Origin of the sequence: Asanoa ishikariensis (assembly GCF_900107455.1) — a bacterium.
GTDB classification, from domain to species: domain Bacteria; phylum Actinomycetota; class Actinomycetes; order Mycobacteriales; family Micromonosporaceae; genus Asanoa; species Asanoa ishikariensis.
The window spans coordinates 2,208,417-2,223,045 of the sequence record NZ_FNQB01000001.1 but is presented as its reverse complement, the minus strand read 5'-3'; the positions used below and the strand labels follow the sequence as shown (position 1 = coordinate 2,223,045).

At 73.8% G+C, this 14,629-nt stretch carries 10 protein-coding genes and 1 pseudogene; 10 read left to right on the top strand and 1 reads right to left on the bottom strand.

Annotation, left to right across the window (positions count from 1 at the left end):
• Positions 1-2,547, top strand: a complete 2,547-nt coding sequence (locus BLV39_RS10500) for an ATP-binding protein (RefSeq protein WP_176984836.1) — start codon at positions 1-3, stop codon at positions 2,545-2,547.
• On the opposite strand, the gene BLV39_RS10495 is transcribed toward BLV39_RS10500, so the two are convergent.
• Positions 2,544-3,770, bottom strand: a complete 1,227-nt coding sequence (locus BLV39_RS10495) for an FAD-dependent oxidoreductase (RefSeq protein ID WP_090791358.1) — start codon at positions 3,768-3,770, stop codon at positions 2,544-2,546. The two genes, BLV39_RS10500 and BLV39_RS10495, sit on opposite strands and share 4 nt — an antisense overlap.
• Before the next feature lie 122 nt (positions 3,771-3,892).
• On the opposite strand from BLV39_RS10495, the gene BLV39_RS10490 reads away from it, so the two are divergent.
• The 9 genes and pseudogenes from BLV39_RS10490 to BLV39_RS45095 form a co-directional block, all read left to right on the top strand.
• The gene (locus BLV39_RS10490; protein WP_090789706.1) at positions 3,893-4,651 is read left to right on the top strand and encodes an SDR family NAD(P)-dependent oxidoreductase; all 759 of its coding nucleotides are present in this window, start codon (positions 3,893-3,895) and stop codon (positions 4,649-4,651) included.
• Positions 4,652-4,734: 83 nt separating this feature from the next.
• Complete coding sequence (locus BLV39_RS10485; RefSeq protein WP_176984835.1) at positions 4,735-5,697, top strand: DMT family transporter; 963 nt, start codon at positions 4,735-4,737, stop codon at positions 5,695-5,697.
• Positions 5,698-5,767: 70 nt separating this feature from the next.
• Entirely contained in the window at positions 5,768-7,903 is a 2,136-nt protein-coding gene (locus tag BLV39_RS10480; protein ID WP_143049718.1) for a bifunctional phosphatase PAP2/O-acyltransferase family protein, read from the top strand.
• Between the two features lie 189 nt (positions 7,904-8,092).
• Positions 8,093-8,956, top strand: coding sequence for a squalene synthase HpnC (gene hpnC, locus BLV39_RS10475; RefSeq protein ID WP_090791356.1), 864 nt, complete (start codon positions 8,093-8,095; stop codon positions 8,954-8,956).
• Positions 8,953-9,810, top strand: a complete 858-nt coding sequence (hpnD, locus tag BLV39_RS10470; RefSeq protein WP_090789702.1) for a presqualene diphosphate synthase HpnD — start codon at positions 8,953-8,955, stop codon at positions 9,808-9,810. The genes hpnC and hpnD overlap by 4 nt, the downstream gene beginning before the upstream one ends.
• Positions 9,807-11,183, top strand: a complete 1,377-nt coding sequence (hpnE, locus tag BLV39_RS10465; RefSeq protein WP_218137077.1) for a hydroxysqualene dehydroxylase HpnE — start codon at positions 9,807-9,809, stop codon at positions 11,181-11,183. The genes hpnD and hpnE overlap by 4 nt, the downstream gene beginning before the upstream one ends.
• A complete protein-coding gene (locus BLV39_RS10460; RefSeq protein ID WP_090789699.1) occupies positions 11,180-12,190 on the top strand; it encodes a polyprenyl synthetase family protein in 1,011 nt (336 codons plus the stop codon). Before hpnE ends, BLV39_RS10460 begins: the two co-directional genes overlap by 4 nt.
• 13 nt (positions 12,191-12,203) lie before the next feature.
• On the top strand, positions 12,204-14,135 hold the full coding sequence (gene shc, locus BLV39_RS10455) for a squalene--hopene cyclase (protein WP_090789697.1): 1,932 nt from the start codon (positions 12,204-12,206) through the stop codon (positions 14,133-14,135).
• Positions 14,132-14,602 (top strand): annotated as a pseudogene (locus BLV39_RS45095) (phosphorylase family protein); the annotation flags it as partial. The gene shc and the pseudogene BLV39_RS45095, both read left to right, overlap by 4 nt.
• Positions 14,603-14,629 lie beyond the last annotated feature (27 nt).

The following is a 14,629-nucleotide window of genomic DNA, read 5'->3' as shown; positions in this document are numbered from 1 at the left end:
GTGCGGCCGACGATCCTCACCCCCGACCAGCGGGTCCGGGTGTTCATCAGCTCCACACTGGACGAGCTGGCGGCCGAACGGGTCGCCGTCCGGGACGCGGTGGACCGGATGCGGCTGGTCCCGGTGATGTTCGAGCAGGGTGCCCGACCCCACCCGCCCCGCGACCTGTACCGCGCGTACGTGGAGCAGAGCCAGATCTTCGTCGGCGTGTACGGCGAGAGCTACGGCTGGATCGCACCCGGCGAACGGATCTCCGGACTCGAGGACGAGCTCGGATTGGCCGAGGCGCTCCCCCGGCTGATCTACGTCCGGGAGCCGGCGGACCACCGCGACCCCCGGCTGACGGCCATGCTCGACGCGATCGGGTCCGATGCCGTCTCCTACCGCCGTTTCCGGACGGCCGCCGAACTGCGCGAGAAGGTCGAGCACGACCTCGCCGGGCTGCTCTCCGCGCGTTTCGAACGGGCCGCGCGCCCGCCGGCGCAGCCGACCGCCGGGCGGCTGCCCGCGTTCCGGACCGCGCTCGTCGGCCGCGACGACGACCTGGCCGCGCTCGAGGCGTTGCTGACCGACGAGACCGTCCCGCTGGTCACCCTCACCGGCACCGGTGGGATCGGCAAGACCCGGCTCGCGGTGGCAGCGGCCGGGCGGGCGGCGGACCGGTTCCGGGACGGTGCGCGCTTCGTCGACCTGTCCGCGGCCCGGTCGCCGGACCTGGTCGGTGAGGCGCTCGCGCGCGGGCTCGGCGTGCGCACGTCCGGTGCCACGCCGGCCGCCACCGACGTCGGGTCCTGGCTGCGCACCAAGCACCTGCTGCTGGTGATCGACAACTTCGAACAGCTCGCCGACGCCGCGCCGGTGATCGCCGAGCTGCTGCGCACGGCGCCCCAGGTGACCGCGCTGGTCACCAGCCGGTCGTCGCTGCGGCTGGGCGAGGAACAGGTGTACCCGGTGCCGCCGCTGTCCGGCCCGATCGACTCCACCGACCCGGCGGCCGTCGCCGCGAGCTCGGCGGCCGTGCGGCTCTTCGTCGAGACCGCCCGCGCCTCGTCACCCGGCTTCACGCTGACCCCGGACAACCTCGACGCCGTGGTCGAGATCAGCCGCCGGTTGGCCGGGCTGCCACTGGCCATCGTGCTGGCCGCGGCGAAGGTGCGGGTGCTGCCGCCGGCCGCCATCGTGGAGCATCTCGGCGACGAGCTCGGCCTGCTCACCGGTGGCCCCCGCGACCTGCCCGACCGGCAGCGCACGCTGCGCGCCACCATCACCTGGAGCTACCGCCTGCTGCGCGCCGACGAGCGGGCGATGTTCGACCGGTTGGCCGTGTTCGCCGGCGGCTGGGACCTCGAAGCCGCTGAAGCGGTCACCCGCCCGGATGGCGACGTGCTGGACCTGCTGGAGGCGTTGATCGAGTCCACGCTCGTCCGGCGGGACACCACCCCCGACGGTCAGCCGCGGTTCTCGATGCTCGACACGATCCGGGGGTACGCGCTGGAGCGGCTGCGGGCCGGAGCCGACTGGACGGCCGCGCACCAGGTGCACGCGGACCACTACCTGCGGCTGGGGCAGGAGGCGCAGGCGCACCTCAACCGGGCGGACGGGACGGGCTGGCTGCACCGTCTGGAGCGGGAGCACGACAACCTCGACGCCGCGGTGGACTGGTTCCTCGACCAGGACGACCCGGGCTCCAGTCTGCGCCTGCTGTGGGACACCTGGACGTTCTGGTGGCGGCGCGGGCACGTCGACGAGGCCGGCCGGCACCTGACGCGGATCCTCGACCGGCAGCACCTGCTGAGCCATTGGGGCCTCGGCCGGGCGTTGCTGGCCGTCGGCGGCACGGCGATCGTCTCCGGTCTGCCCGAGCGGGCCGAGGAGCTGCTGAGCCGCGCCCTGGCGGTGGTGCGCGCGGGCGGCGACGACGCCACCCTCACCGTCGTACTGGGCACCTACGGCCAGTTCCTCGCGCAGCAAGGCGAGCGGGAGCGGGCGCGCCGCTATCTGATCGAGGCCGGCGAGCTGTCGATCACGGCGGGCGAAGGGTGGCAGAACAGCCTGGTACACAGCCGGCTCGCGCTGCTCGCGCTCGAAGCCGGCGAGGCGGAGGAGGCCTGGGACAACGTGCGCGTCGCGCTCGACCTGGCGAGCCGGGGGCAGCAGCAGTTCACCGCGCTCATCGCCCACTACACGTGGGCACTGTGCGCGAACGCCGCAGGCGATCCCATCGACGCCCGCCAGCACCTGGTCGACGGGCTCGGGCTGGCGGCCGATGCCGGCGACGAGGCCGCGCTCAGCACCTTCCTCGGGGCACTGGGCGACATCGACAGCCGCGACGGCGACCTGACCGCCGCAGTCCGGCTGGCTGCCGCCGCGCAGGCCCTGCGTACCCCCTCCAACGAGATGTGGATGCGGGCGTTCACGCCGTCCTGGCCGCCGATGGGGTTGGACCCGGCGGCCGCGCGGGCCGAGCTGGGCGGCGACCGCTACGACGCGGCCTGGCGGGCCGGCGAGGCGCTCGGAGTCGATCGGGCGATCGCGCTGGCGACCTAGCGCAGGGACGCGACGATGGCGCCGGCGGCGCGCCAGCCGCTGGCCAGGGCGCCCTGGATGGACGGGCTGTCGCGGTGGTCGCCGGCCACGAACAGGCCGTCGCCGAGGGCCACCGGCGCGCGGAGCCGGCCCTGCGGCGGTGGCGCGGCCGGCAGTGCGGCCGGGATCGACACGGTCCGCAGGTGCTCCCAGTCGTCGACCGCGACGCCGTAGAGACGGGCCAGCTCGGCGCGGACCACCGGTTCGGGCGGGGCGCTCGGCCCGACCACCGAGGTGGCGACCAGCGCCCGCCCGGGCGGTGCGTAGCCCGGCGCCGCCGCGGACACCACCACCGTGTTGGCCACGATCTCGCGGCGGTCGCCGTCGAGCAGCAGGGTCGGCTCGGACAGGGGTGCGTCGGCGCTGGAGTGGTAGTAGGTGGTCAGCGCGTGCATCCGGGGCATCGGCACGGCCGGCAGCAGGGTGGTCGCGGCGGCGACCAGCACGGCGCGGCAGCGCACGACCGGACCGTCCACGAGCGACACGCTGCCCGGTGCCACCGCGCCGACCGGCGTGCCGTGATGCAGCCGTCCGGCAGGGAGCGGCGCGGCCACGGCGGCGGGCAGGGCGGCCATCCCGGTCGCGGGCACCGCGATGCGGCCTCGGGCGAACGAACGGATGATCATCGCCAGGACGTGGCTGGAGGTCTCCAGCGAGCGATCCGCGAGCACTCCGGACAGGAACGGCCGGGCCAGCTCCTCGATGAACGCGTGGGAGAGGCCGGCCTGGCGCAGCGCCGCCTCGGCGGTGGTCTCCGGCGCGTCGAGCAACCTTGCCGGCGGCAGCGAGGCGTAGCGGGCCACCAGGGCCGCGAACCGCACCAGGTCGAGGCGGGAGCCGAGCCGGCTGGCCGCGCCCAGCGACGCGCCGAGCACGCCGGGGCGCAGCGACGCCGCCAGCCGCACCAGGTCCGGACCGCGCCGGACCAGCACGCCGGGTGTGAACGGGCACAGGTCGAGGGCGGCCAGGTCGACGAGCGCGGACAGCCTCGGATAGGCGGTGTTGAGCACCTGGAAGCCGCGGTCGAGCCGGTAGCCGTCGACCTCGTCGGTGGCGACCCGTCCGCCGAGCCGGTCGGCCGCCTCCACCAGCACCCAGTCCAGGCCCGCACGGTCGAGCCGGCGCGCGGCGGCAAGGCCGGCGAGGCCGCCGCCGACGATCACCACGTCCGCGGACGCGGGCAGACTGGCGGGCATCGGCCTCCCTGGATCGACGCGTTCAATCGACGCAACGGCAGCTTACCGGCGCGCGACTGGCCGCGCAGCGTTTCCGTCCGTCGTGGACGGTCGTACCCGAAGATGGGGTGATGCGGATTTCAGGTGCGGTCGCCCTGGTCACCGGCGCGTCCTCGGGCATCGGGCGGGCCACCGCGCTCGCCCTCGCCGCCGAGGGCGCCAACGTCATCGTCCACGGCCGCGACCGGCCGGCCGTGGAGGCGTTGGCCGCCCGGCTCGACGGGCACGCGCTGGTCGCCGACCTGAGCATCCCCGGCGAGGCGGAACGGCTGGGCCGCGGGGCGCTGGACCGCACCGGTCGGGTCGACATCCTCGTCGCCAGCGCCGGCTCCGGCTGGGCCGGCCCGTTCGAGGAGATGACCGACGCCGACCGCGACCGGCTGCTCGTGCTCAACCTGGCCGCACCCATCGCGCTGACCCGGACGCTGCTGCCGGGCATGCGGCAGCGGAGCACCGGCTACCTCGCCTACGTCACGTCGATCGCCGGCCGCACCGGCGTCGCCGGCGAGGCGGTCTACGCGGCGACCAAGGCCGGCCTGGACGGCTTCGCCGAGAGCCTGCGGCTGGAGCTGAAGGGCACCGGCGTGGACGTCGGTGTGCTCGTGCCCGGTGTGGTGAACACCCGGTTCTTCGAGCGCCGGGGCCGCCCCTACGGCCGGCAGCGACCGGCACCACTCGACCCGGGGCCGGTCGGCCGGGACCTCGTCGGGCTGATCATGGCCGGCGGCGCGGAGCTCTACCGGCCCGCCTGGCTCCGGCTGCCGGTGGCTGTCCGAAACACCCTGCCCGGCGCGTACCGGGCCCTGGCCAGCCGGTTCGGCGGCAGTTAGGCCGGCCATCGGTCGATGCTGTGCGAAGCTCGACCTAGGAACCGGTACGGAGAAAGTCGGTGCAGAGGACGTAGGGATCAAGTGTGGTCTGGGCGGTAACTTTCGCGGTGTTCGGGGCATTCCTCTTCGGCACCTCGGCCGCTCTCCAACAACACGCGGCACGCCAGTCCGACTACGCACCGGCCCACCCCGGCGAGGCCGACACCCCCAAGCACGGCGTGGTCGTGATCTCGCTGCTCCGGCTGATCCGGAAGCTGTTCCGCCAACCGCTCTGGTTGATCGGCTGGTGCGCCAACCTGCTCGGCTTCGGCGCCCAGGCCGTCGCGCTGCACTTCGGCTCGGTCGCGCTGGTCCAGCCGCTGCTCGTCACCCAACTGCTGTTCGCGCTGCCGCTGTCCCTTTCGCTGCGGCACCGCCGGCCGGACTGGCGCGACCTGGTGTCGGCCGCGCTGATCTGCGGCGGGCTGGCGCTGTTCCTCAGCGTCCGGGGCGTCGCACCCCGGGCCGACCAGGCCAACCGCGGCTGGGCGATCCTGGCCGGCCTCATCACGGCCGTCGCGGTGGTGCTGATCATCGGCGCCGCCACCGGCCGCCGGCCCGCGGTGCACTCCTTCCTGATCGCGATCGCGGCGGGCCTCTGCTTCGCGTACAGCGCGCTGGCGCTCAGCCTGACCGTCGAGGACCTGGTCAGCCGGGGCATCGCCGCCACCGCGACCGACTGGCCGGGGTACGCGCTGGCCGTCTCGACGATCACCGGCCTGCTGCTCGAACAGGGTGCGTTCGCGGCCGGTTCGCTCCCTCCGGCGGTCGCCGCGATGAACATCACGAATCCGGTGGCGAGCTACCTGATCGGCATCTTCGCGTTCAACGTCACACTTCCCGACACTGCGACGCAGCTCACAGCGCTCGTCATCGCGGCCGTGTTGATATCGGCGGGAGCGATCGGTCTCGCGCACTCCCCGAGCGTGCGGGACGACGAGGACGAACAGTCCGGGGTGCGGTCCGGCCGGTCCCACGGCCCCCCGAAGCCCCAGACGAGCCACTGATCCAGCGGAAGCACGAGCCGAGCTTGGCGTTTCCGCACGGGAAACGGGGGCGGCGACGCAACCTGGAAGCGTGCACCTGAGGAAGGGGCCTGAGCCGCCCGCGTGGACCGACCCGGACGGCGTGGCTGACGTGCGCGTCCTGCGCCCGCCGCCGAGGTTGGTGCGCGAGCTGGCGATCGTGGCCGCTGTGGTGGTGCTCTACGTCGGCATCTCGCGCGGTGGCGGCATGTTCCGCGAGTCGATCGCCATGGGGCACGGCCGGGACCTGCTCGACCTCGAACGCTTCCTGCACATCGACGTCGAGCGCACGCTCAACCAATGGCTGACGTCGCACGACACGCTGTCGGTGGTGGCCAACTACGAGTACGCGTTCGGGTACGTGGCCAGCTCGTTCGGGCTGTTGATCATCCTGTACCTGACCCGGTCGCCCTGGTACCGCTGGGCGCGCAGCACGTTCGTCATGGTCAACCTGATCGCCATCTCGATCTTCGCGATCTACCCGGCCGCGCCTCCCCGCCTGCTGCCCGGCGAGGGCTTCGTCGACACCGTCACCGACGGCGGCACGTTCGGCTCATGGGGCTCGCCGTACACCGCGGACGCCAACCACCTGGCCGCCATGCCGTCGCTGCACGTCGGGTGGGCGGTCTGGGTGACCATCGTGGTCAGCTCGATCTTCAGCGGCCGCTGGTGGGTGAAGGCGCTCTGCCTGTTGTACGTCTCGCTCACGACGTTCGTGATCATGGCCACCGCCAACCACTACGTGCTGGACGCCGTCGGCGGCGCCCTGGTCACGCTGGTGTGCGTCGGCCTGATGATGCTGGTCAGCGACAGGCCGAACCAGAAGCGACCGCGGCTGGCGCCGACCGACGCGTTCTTCCTGAACGCCGAGACCACCAGCGGTGCCGCCCAGCACGCCGCCGACGTGGTCGTGCTGCGCGACGGCCGCAGCGGACCGGCCGTGCAGGCGGACCTGCGGGCCAGGTTCCAGGGCGTCATCGACCGCATGCCGCGGTACCGGCACAAGGTGGCCGAGGGCTCGTTCTGGCGACGGCCGCGCTGGGTGCGCGTGCGCGACCTCGACTGGGACTGGCACCTGCCGGTCCGGGACCTGAGCGGGCCGGACGGCGGCCCGGGCGGGCCGGCCGCACTGGCGTCGTTCGTCGCCGGCCTGGAGCGCACCCCGCTGCCCAGGGACCGCCCACTGTGGCGCTGCTGGACGGTCACCGGCGTGACGCCGGGCGAGGTGGCCGTGGTGCTGACCGTGCACCGCGTGGTCTCCGCCGGGTCGGCCCCGGTCGTCTCGGCCAGCCGGCTGTTCGACCCGGTGCTCGAACCACCGGCCGCAGACCTGCCCACGCTCGGCGTGTTCGCCCGCGTCCGCGCCGTGGCCGGCGGGATCGGCGAGCTCGTCCGCGACGGGCGGGCCAAGCGCCGGCTGCCGTCGGGCGCGCCGCGGGACCGCGACTACGGCATGTCCCGCGTGCCCACCGCGGTGGTGCGCGAGACGGCCAGGGCGCACGGTGTGCAGGTCGGCGACGTGCTGCTGGCGGCGACCGCCGGTGCGCTGCGGCGGGTGCTGCCGACCGTGGCGGCCACCACCGACGTGCGGGTGAGCGTGCCGCTGACCCTGCCCTGCCCCGGCGACCGTTTGGCCGGCACCGTCACCTCGGCGGTGCTGATGGACCTGCCGCTCGGCCCGGACGACGAGGTCGAGCGCCTGCTGGAGACCGGACGGCGCACCGGCCGGCTGCACTCCGGCACCCGCGCGATGGGCGCCAGCTTCCTCATCGGCACCGCCACCGGGGTCCTGCCGCCACCAGCGCAGCGGTGGTTTGCCCGGGTGGTTTACGGGAAGCGGTTCTTCGAGGGCATCGTCTCCACGATGGTCGGCCCCACCGGCGAGCACCGGCTGGCCGGCGGGGCCGTCCACTGGGTGCACCCCGTGGTGCCGCTCGCGCCCGGCGCTCCGCTGGCCGTCGGCATCACCGGCTGGGACCGGTGCCTGGACATCGGGGTCACCGTCGACCCCGCTCTCGGTGCGGACGCGCATCGCCTCGCCACCGCGATGGTGGTGGTCATCGACGAGCTGTCCCAGCGGTCGGATCCGCCCGGGGCACGCGCGCTTAGTAGATCAAGCGAGGAATTTGGACCGTTCTGGCCTGTTTTCCGCGAAGAGGGCATACCTGTCCGTAAAGATATGAGCTAACCGGCGCACCAGACCCACGAGCCGGCGATACGAGTCCTGATCGATGGCAGTCGCCGCGCGTGGCCTGGGCACCGCGGACGAAGGGGGCAGCACCAAAAGATGGGCTCGATACAGGGCGAGCAATCGAGCGAGGTCGCGACCGTCATGGTCGCCCGCCGGGTCGTGACGCGACCAGGCAGCATTGCGGGCATGACCTCCCTCCCTGACCCGGCCGGCGCCGGCGACGCGTACCTGCGCGCCAAGGAGCAAGCCGAGAACTTCCCGGTGGCACTGCGGATCCTCCCGCGCCGTCACCGGGAGCACCTGCTCGCCGTGTACGACGTGGCCCGGGTGATCGACGACCTCGGCGACCGGGGCCACGGCGACCGCCGCCCCGCGCTGCACGAGTTCGACGCCGACCTGGACACCTTGTTCAGCGGTGGCACCCCACGCCATCCGGTGCTCCAACGGTTGCGCCCGACGATGCTGACCTGCGGGCTCGACGCCAAGCCGTTCCACGATCTGGTCGCGGCCAACCTCCAGGACCAGGAGCAGACGGCGTACGGCACGTTCGACGACCTGGTCGGCTACTGCCGGCTGTCGGCCGACCCGGTCGGCCGGATCGTGCTGCGGGTCTTCGGCGCAGCCGGGCCGCGGCGGGAAGAGCTGTCCGACAAGGTGTGCACCGCGCTCCAGATCGTCGAGCACTGCCAGGACGTGGCCGAGGACCGCCGCAACGGCCGGATCTACCTGCCGATGGCGGACCTCGACCGGTTCGACGTGCGCCCCACCGACCTCGACGCGCCACGCGCCACCCCGGCCGTGCGCCAACTGGTGGCTTTCAACGCCGAGCGGGCCGGCTCGCTGCTCGACGAGGGCCTGCCCCTGCTGCGGCAACTGCGCGGCTGGGGCCGGCTCGCGGTCACCGGCTACCTCGCCGGCGGCCGGGCGACGCTCTACGCGCTGCGCCGCGCCGAATGGGACGTGCTCGCCAGACCTCCACGGCCAGCGAAACGCGACATCCTCGCCCAGGCCGTCGCGGCGACGTTCGGCTCGGCGGTGATGTCGCGATGACCACGCTGACCACCGCGTACGAGACCTGCGAGGCCATCACCCGCACCGAGGCCCGCAACTTCTACTACGGCATCCGGCTGCTGCCGCCGGCCAAGCGGACCAGCCTCTGCGCGGTCTACGCACTGGCCCGGCGGATCGACGACATCGGCGACGGCGACCTGGCCCTGCCCGACAAGACCACCGCGCTGAACGGGCTCAAGCTCGAACTGTCCGACATCGACGGCAGCACCGACCCGGTGCTGGTCGCGGTCGCCGACACCGCGCGGCGGTTCCCGTTGCCGGTCGGCGCGTTCAGCGAGCTCGTCGACGGCGTGCAGATGGACCTCAACGGCACCCGGTACGACACGTTCGAACAGCTCGTCGACTACTGCCGCTGCGTCGCCGGCTCGGTGGGCCGGCTCTGCCTGGGCGTGTTCGGCTCCCGGGCGGACCCGCGGGCCAGCGAGTACGCCGACGCGCTGGGCATCGCTTTGCAACAGGTCAACATCCTGCGCGACATCCGCGAGGACCTGACCAACAACCGCATCTACCTGCCGAGCGAGGACCTGCACCGGTTCGGGGTGCGGCTCGCGCTGGACGCCAACGGCAACCTGGTCGACCGCGACGGCGGCCTGGCCCGGTTCATCTCGTTCGCCGCCGAGCGGGCCCGGCTCTGGTACGAGCGCGGGCTGCGCCTGCTGCCCCTGCTCGACCGCCGCAGCGCCGCGAGCGCGGCGGCCATGTCCGGCATCTACCGCCGGCTCCTGGACCAGATCGCCACCAACCCTCGGCTGGTGTACGACCGGCGGCTGTCGCTGTCCGGCTGGCAGAAGGCGTCCGTGGCGGTCCGCGCGCTGGCGGGTGTGTCATCGTGACCAACACCGACATCGCGGTCGTCGGAGGCGGGCTCGCCGGGATCACCGCCGCGCTGCGGCTGGCCGACGCGGGCCGGCGGGTGACGCTGATCGAGACCAAGCCGTGGCTGGGTGGGCTGACCCACTCGTTCCGCCGCGGGGAGCTCGACGTCGACAACGGACAGCACGTGTTCCTGCGCTGCTGCACGGCCTATCGCGCGCTGCTCGACCGGCTCGGCGTGACCGGGCAGACCAACCTGCAGGACCGGCTCGACTTCGCCGTGCACCAGCCCGGCGTCGGCACCGCCCGGCTGCGCCGCAACAACCTGCCCGCACCGCTGCACCTCGGCGGAGCGCTGCTCGGCTACCGGCTGCTCAGCCCGGTCCAGCGGCTCAAGTTCACCAAGGCGGCACTGGCGATGAAGGCGCTGGACCGCGGCGACCCGGCGCTGGACGCGCGTTCGTTCGGCGACTGGCTGCGCGAGCAGGGGCAGGACGCGCAGACCATCCGGGCGATGTGGGACCTGGTCGGCCTGGCCACTCTCAACGTGCGGGCCGACGATGCGTCACTGGCCCTGGCGGCGATGGTGTTCCAGGTCGGGCTGCTGACCGACAACGACGCGGCCGACATCGGCTGGGCCACCGTCCCGCTGCGCGAGCTGCACGGCGACGCGGCGGCGCGGGCGCTGGCCGAGGCCGGCGCGACGGTGCTGACCAGCACGAAGGTCGACGCGATCGAGCGGGGCGAGGACTGCTTCACGCTGCGCCTGCGCGATGCCGAGGAGCTCGTCGCCGGGCAGGTGGTGCTGGCGGTGCCACCGCCGGTCGCGCACCGGTTGGCGCCGGACCTCGACCTGGACCCGGACGGGCTGGGCACCTCGCCGATCGTCAACGTGCACCTGGTGCTCGACCGCCCGGTGTCGACCGAGCCGTTCGTCGCGGGCGTCGGCACGCCGATCCAGTGGGTCTTCGACCGGACGGCCTCCGCCGGCCTGGCCGAGGGTCAATATCTGGCGGTCTCGCTGTCGGCTGCCGACGACCTGGTCGACATGCCGGTCGCCGAGCTGCGCGAGCTGCTGATGCCCGACCTGGAGGCGCTGTTCCCCGCGCTGTCCGGGGCGGGGGTCGTCGACTTCTTCGTGACCCGGGAGCGGACCGCGACGTTCCGCGCCGCACCCGGCTCGCGGCGGTTCCGGCCGTCCGCGGTGACCGCCGTACCGGGCCTTTTCCTGGCCGGGGCATGGACGGACACCGGGTGGCCGGCCACGATGGAGGGTGCCGCGCGGAGCGGTGACACGGCTGCGGACGCCGCCCTCAATGCCTCCACTGTAGACAAGAGGGCCGGGCGCCCCGCCGGCGCCGGCCCGCAGAGGTGTCAGGGGGTGCCGGCATGACACAGACGCTGCCCGCGTTGGACCGCAGCCGCGAGCATCTGCTCCCGGCTTTGCGGACCGCGATCGCTCGACTCGACCCGGCCAGCCGATTGGCCGCCTCGTACCACCTGGGCTGGTGCGCGCCCGACGGCACGCCGAGCCAGGGCAACGGCGGCAAGGCGATCCGGCCCGCGCTGGCGTTGCTGTCCGCCGAGGCGGTCGGCGCACCGGCCGCGGTCGGGCTGCCCGGCGCGGTCGCCGTCGAGCTCGTGCACAACTTCTCGCTGCTGCACGACGACCTGATGGACGGCGACGTCGAACGCCGGCACCGGCGGACGGTCTGGGCCATCTGGGGCGGTGACACGGCGATCCTGACCGGCGACGCGCTGCTCGCGCTCGCGCAGGAGGTGGTGCTCGAGGCCGGCACGCCGGCCGCGGCGCGCGCGGGGCTGCTGCTGGCCACGACCACCCGCGAGCTGACCCGCGGCCAGGTGCAGGACGTGGCGTTCGAGACGCGCGACGACGTGACGCTCGACGAGTGCATCGAGATGGCCAGCGGCAAGACCGGCTCGCTGCTCGCGGCCAGCGCCGCGATCGGGGCCGTGCTGGCCGGCGCGGCCGAGCCGGTGGAGACCGCGCTGAAGACGTTCGGTGCGCAGGTCGGGCTGGCCTTCCAGCTCGTCGACGACGTGCTGGGCATCTGGGGCGACCCGGTGGTGACCGGCAAGCCGGTCTTCTCCGACCTGCGCTCGCGCAAGAAGACGCTGCCGGTCAGCTACACGCTCGGCGACCCTCGGCACGGCCCGGAGCTGGCCGCCTGGCTGGCCGCGCCGGGCGAGCCCGACGACGCCGCGCTGCGCCGGGCCGCCGACCTGGTGGAGAACGCCGGAGGGCGGGACTGGGCGCTCTCCGAGGCACGGGAACGGATGTCGCTGGCGGAGAAGGCGCTGTCCACCGTCGACATCGACGAGGAAGCACGGACCGAACTGACGGCTCTCGGGAGGTTCATCGTGGACCGGGACTCATGAGCGGGGCAACGGGATGACCACCACGGTCGCCGGGACCCGGGCGCTCGACCAGCCGCCGCGGTCGGTCGCGGCGGCGCTGACGGCTGCCGTCGGCCACCTGCGGGCCCGGCAGGATCCGGCCGGCTGGTGGAAGGGCGAGCTGGCGACCAACGTCACGATGGACGCCGAGGACCTGCTGCTCCGGCAGTTCCTCGGCATCCGCACCGAGCGGGAGACCGACGAGGCCGCCCGGTGGATCCGCTCGCAGCAGCGGGACGACGGCACCTGGGCCAACTTCCACGGCGGCCCCGGCGACCTGTCGACGACGGTCGAGGCGTACGTGGTGCTCAAGCTGGCCGGCGACGACCCGGACGCGCCGCACCTGGCCCGCGCCCGCGCGTTCATCCTGGAGATGGGCGGGCTGGAGCGGACGCGGGTGTTCACCCGGATCTGGATGGCGCTGTTCGGCCTCTGGTCGTGGGACGACCTGCCCGAGCTGCCACCCGAGATGATCTTCCTGCCGCGCTGGTTCCCGCTCAACGTCTACGACTGGGCGTGCTGGGCCCGGCAGACCGTGGTGCCGTTGACCATCGTCGGCAGCCTGCGGCCTGTGCGCCCGCTCCCGATCGACATCGACGAGCTGCGCACCGGCGCGCCGGGCGCCCCGGCCGCACCACTGTGGACGTGGACGGGCTTCTTCCAGCGCACCGACCGCATCCTCAAGCTCTACGGCCGGCACGCGGTCAAGCCGTTGCGCGAGTTGGCCCAGCGGCGGGGCGCCGAGTGGATCCTGGCCCGGCAGGAGTCCGACGGGTCGTGGGGCGGCATCCAGCCGCCGTGGGTCTACTCGCTGCTCGCCCTGCACCTGCTCGGCTACCAGCTCGACCATCCCGCCCTCAAGGCCGGCTTCGCCGGTCTGGACGCCTTCACCATCCGCGAGGAGACCGAGGCGGGCTGGGTGCGCCGGCTGGAGGCGTGCCAGTCACCCGTCTGGGACACCGCCCTGGCCCTGGTCGCGATGCTCGACGCCGGGGTGCCGGCCGCTGACGAGGCGGTCCGCCGCGCGTCGGCCTGGCTGCTCCAGGAGGAGATCGCGGTGCCCGGCGACTGGGCGGTGCGCCGGCCGGGGCTGGCACCGGGCGGCTGGGCGTTCGAGTTCGCCAACGACCTCTACCCGGACACCGACGACACCGCAGAGATCGTGCTGGCGCTGCGCCGGGTCGCCGCCGGCCTGCCGGCCGACGACCCGCTGCGCACCGGCATCGAGGGCGCGGTCAGCCGCGGTGTCGGTTGGACGGTGGGCATGCAGTCCGCCGACGGCGGGTGGGGCGCGTTCGACGCCGACAACACCCGCACGCTGGCCAACAAGCTGCCGTTCTGCGACTTCGGCGAGGTCATCGACCCGCCGTCGGCCGACGTCACCGCCCACGTGGTGGAGATGCTCGCGCTCGAGGGACGCGCCGGCGATCAGGTGACCCAGCGGGGGGTTACCTGGCTGCTGCGCAACCAGGAGTCGGACGGCTCGTGGTTCGGGCGCTGGGGCGCCAACTACGTCTACGGCACCGGCGCCGCCGTGCCGGCACTGGTCGAGGCCGGTGTCGACGCGGGCGCACCGGCCATCCGGGCGGCGGTGCACTGGCTGGTCGCCCACCAGAACACGGACGGCGGCTGGGGCGAGGACCTGCGCTCCTACCGCGACCCGGAGAACTGGGCCGGCAAGGGCGCGTCGACGCCTTCGCAGACCGCGTGGGCGCTGCTCGCGCTGCTCGCCGCCGGCGAGACCGACCACCCGGCGACCCGGGCCGGCGTCGACCACCTGATCAGCACGCAGCGCGCCGACGGTGGCTGGGACGAGGACCACTTCACGGGTACGGGCTTCCCCGGCGACTTCTACATCAACTACCACCTCTACCGGCTGGTCTTCCCGATCACGGCGCTCGGCCGCTACCTGGACGTCACGCCATGACCACCGGACCCCGCCGGCACGCACCGGTCATCTGTGTCGCCCTCGGCATCGAGCGGCGGGCGCTGCGCGACGCGCACACCGCCGTGCTGCGGGTCGGCATGGGTCCAAAGCGGGCGGCGGCGGCGTTCCGCGCCTCCGGCGGTCTCGGCGGGCGTCCGGTGCTGGTGGCCGGCGTCGGTGGTGGGGTCGGCCCGGGCGTGCGCCCCGGCGACGTGGTGGTGGCCACCGAGGTGCGCGGCCCGGACGGCAGCGTCCGGCAGTGCCCCTCGGCCCCGTTGCTCGCCGCCGATCTGCGCCGCCACGGCCTGGTCGTGCACCTCGGCCCGATCGCGTCCGAACACCGCGTCGCCGGCCGGGCGGCCCGCGCGCGGCTGGCCGCCACCGGCGCGCTGGCCGTCGACACCGAGTCGATCTGGCTGGCGCCCACCGAGTCGCCGTTCGCCGTGGTCCGGGTCGTGGTCGACACCGCCGACGAGCCGCTGCTGCGCCCCGGC

Bases quoted from the DNA above. Each gene is read 5' to 3' on its own strand.
- BLV39_RS10460 (WP_090789699.1), top strand. From the start codon at position 11,180: ATGACACAGACGCTGCCCGCGTTGGACCGCAGCCGCGAGCATCTGCTC.
- hpnC (WP_090791356.1), top strand. From the start codon at position 8,093: ATGACCTCCCTCCCTGACCCGGCCGGCGCCGGCGACGCGTACCTGCGC.
- shc (WP_090789697.1), top strand. From the start codon at position 12,204: ATGACCACCACGGTCGCCGGGACCCGGGCGCTCGACCAGCCGCCGCGG.
- hpnD (WP_090789702.1), top strand. From the start codon at position 8,953: ATGACCACGCTGACCACCGCGTACGAGACCTGCGAGGCCATCACCCGC.
- BLV39_RS10490 (WP_090789706.1), top strand. From the start codon at position 3,893: ATGCGGATTTCAGGTGCGGTCGCCCTGGTCACCGGCGCGTCCTCGGGC.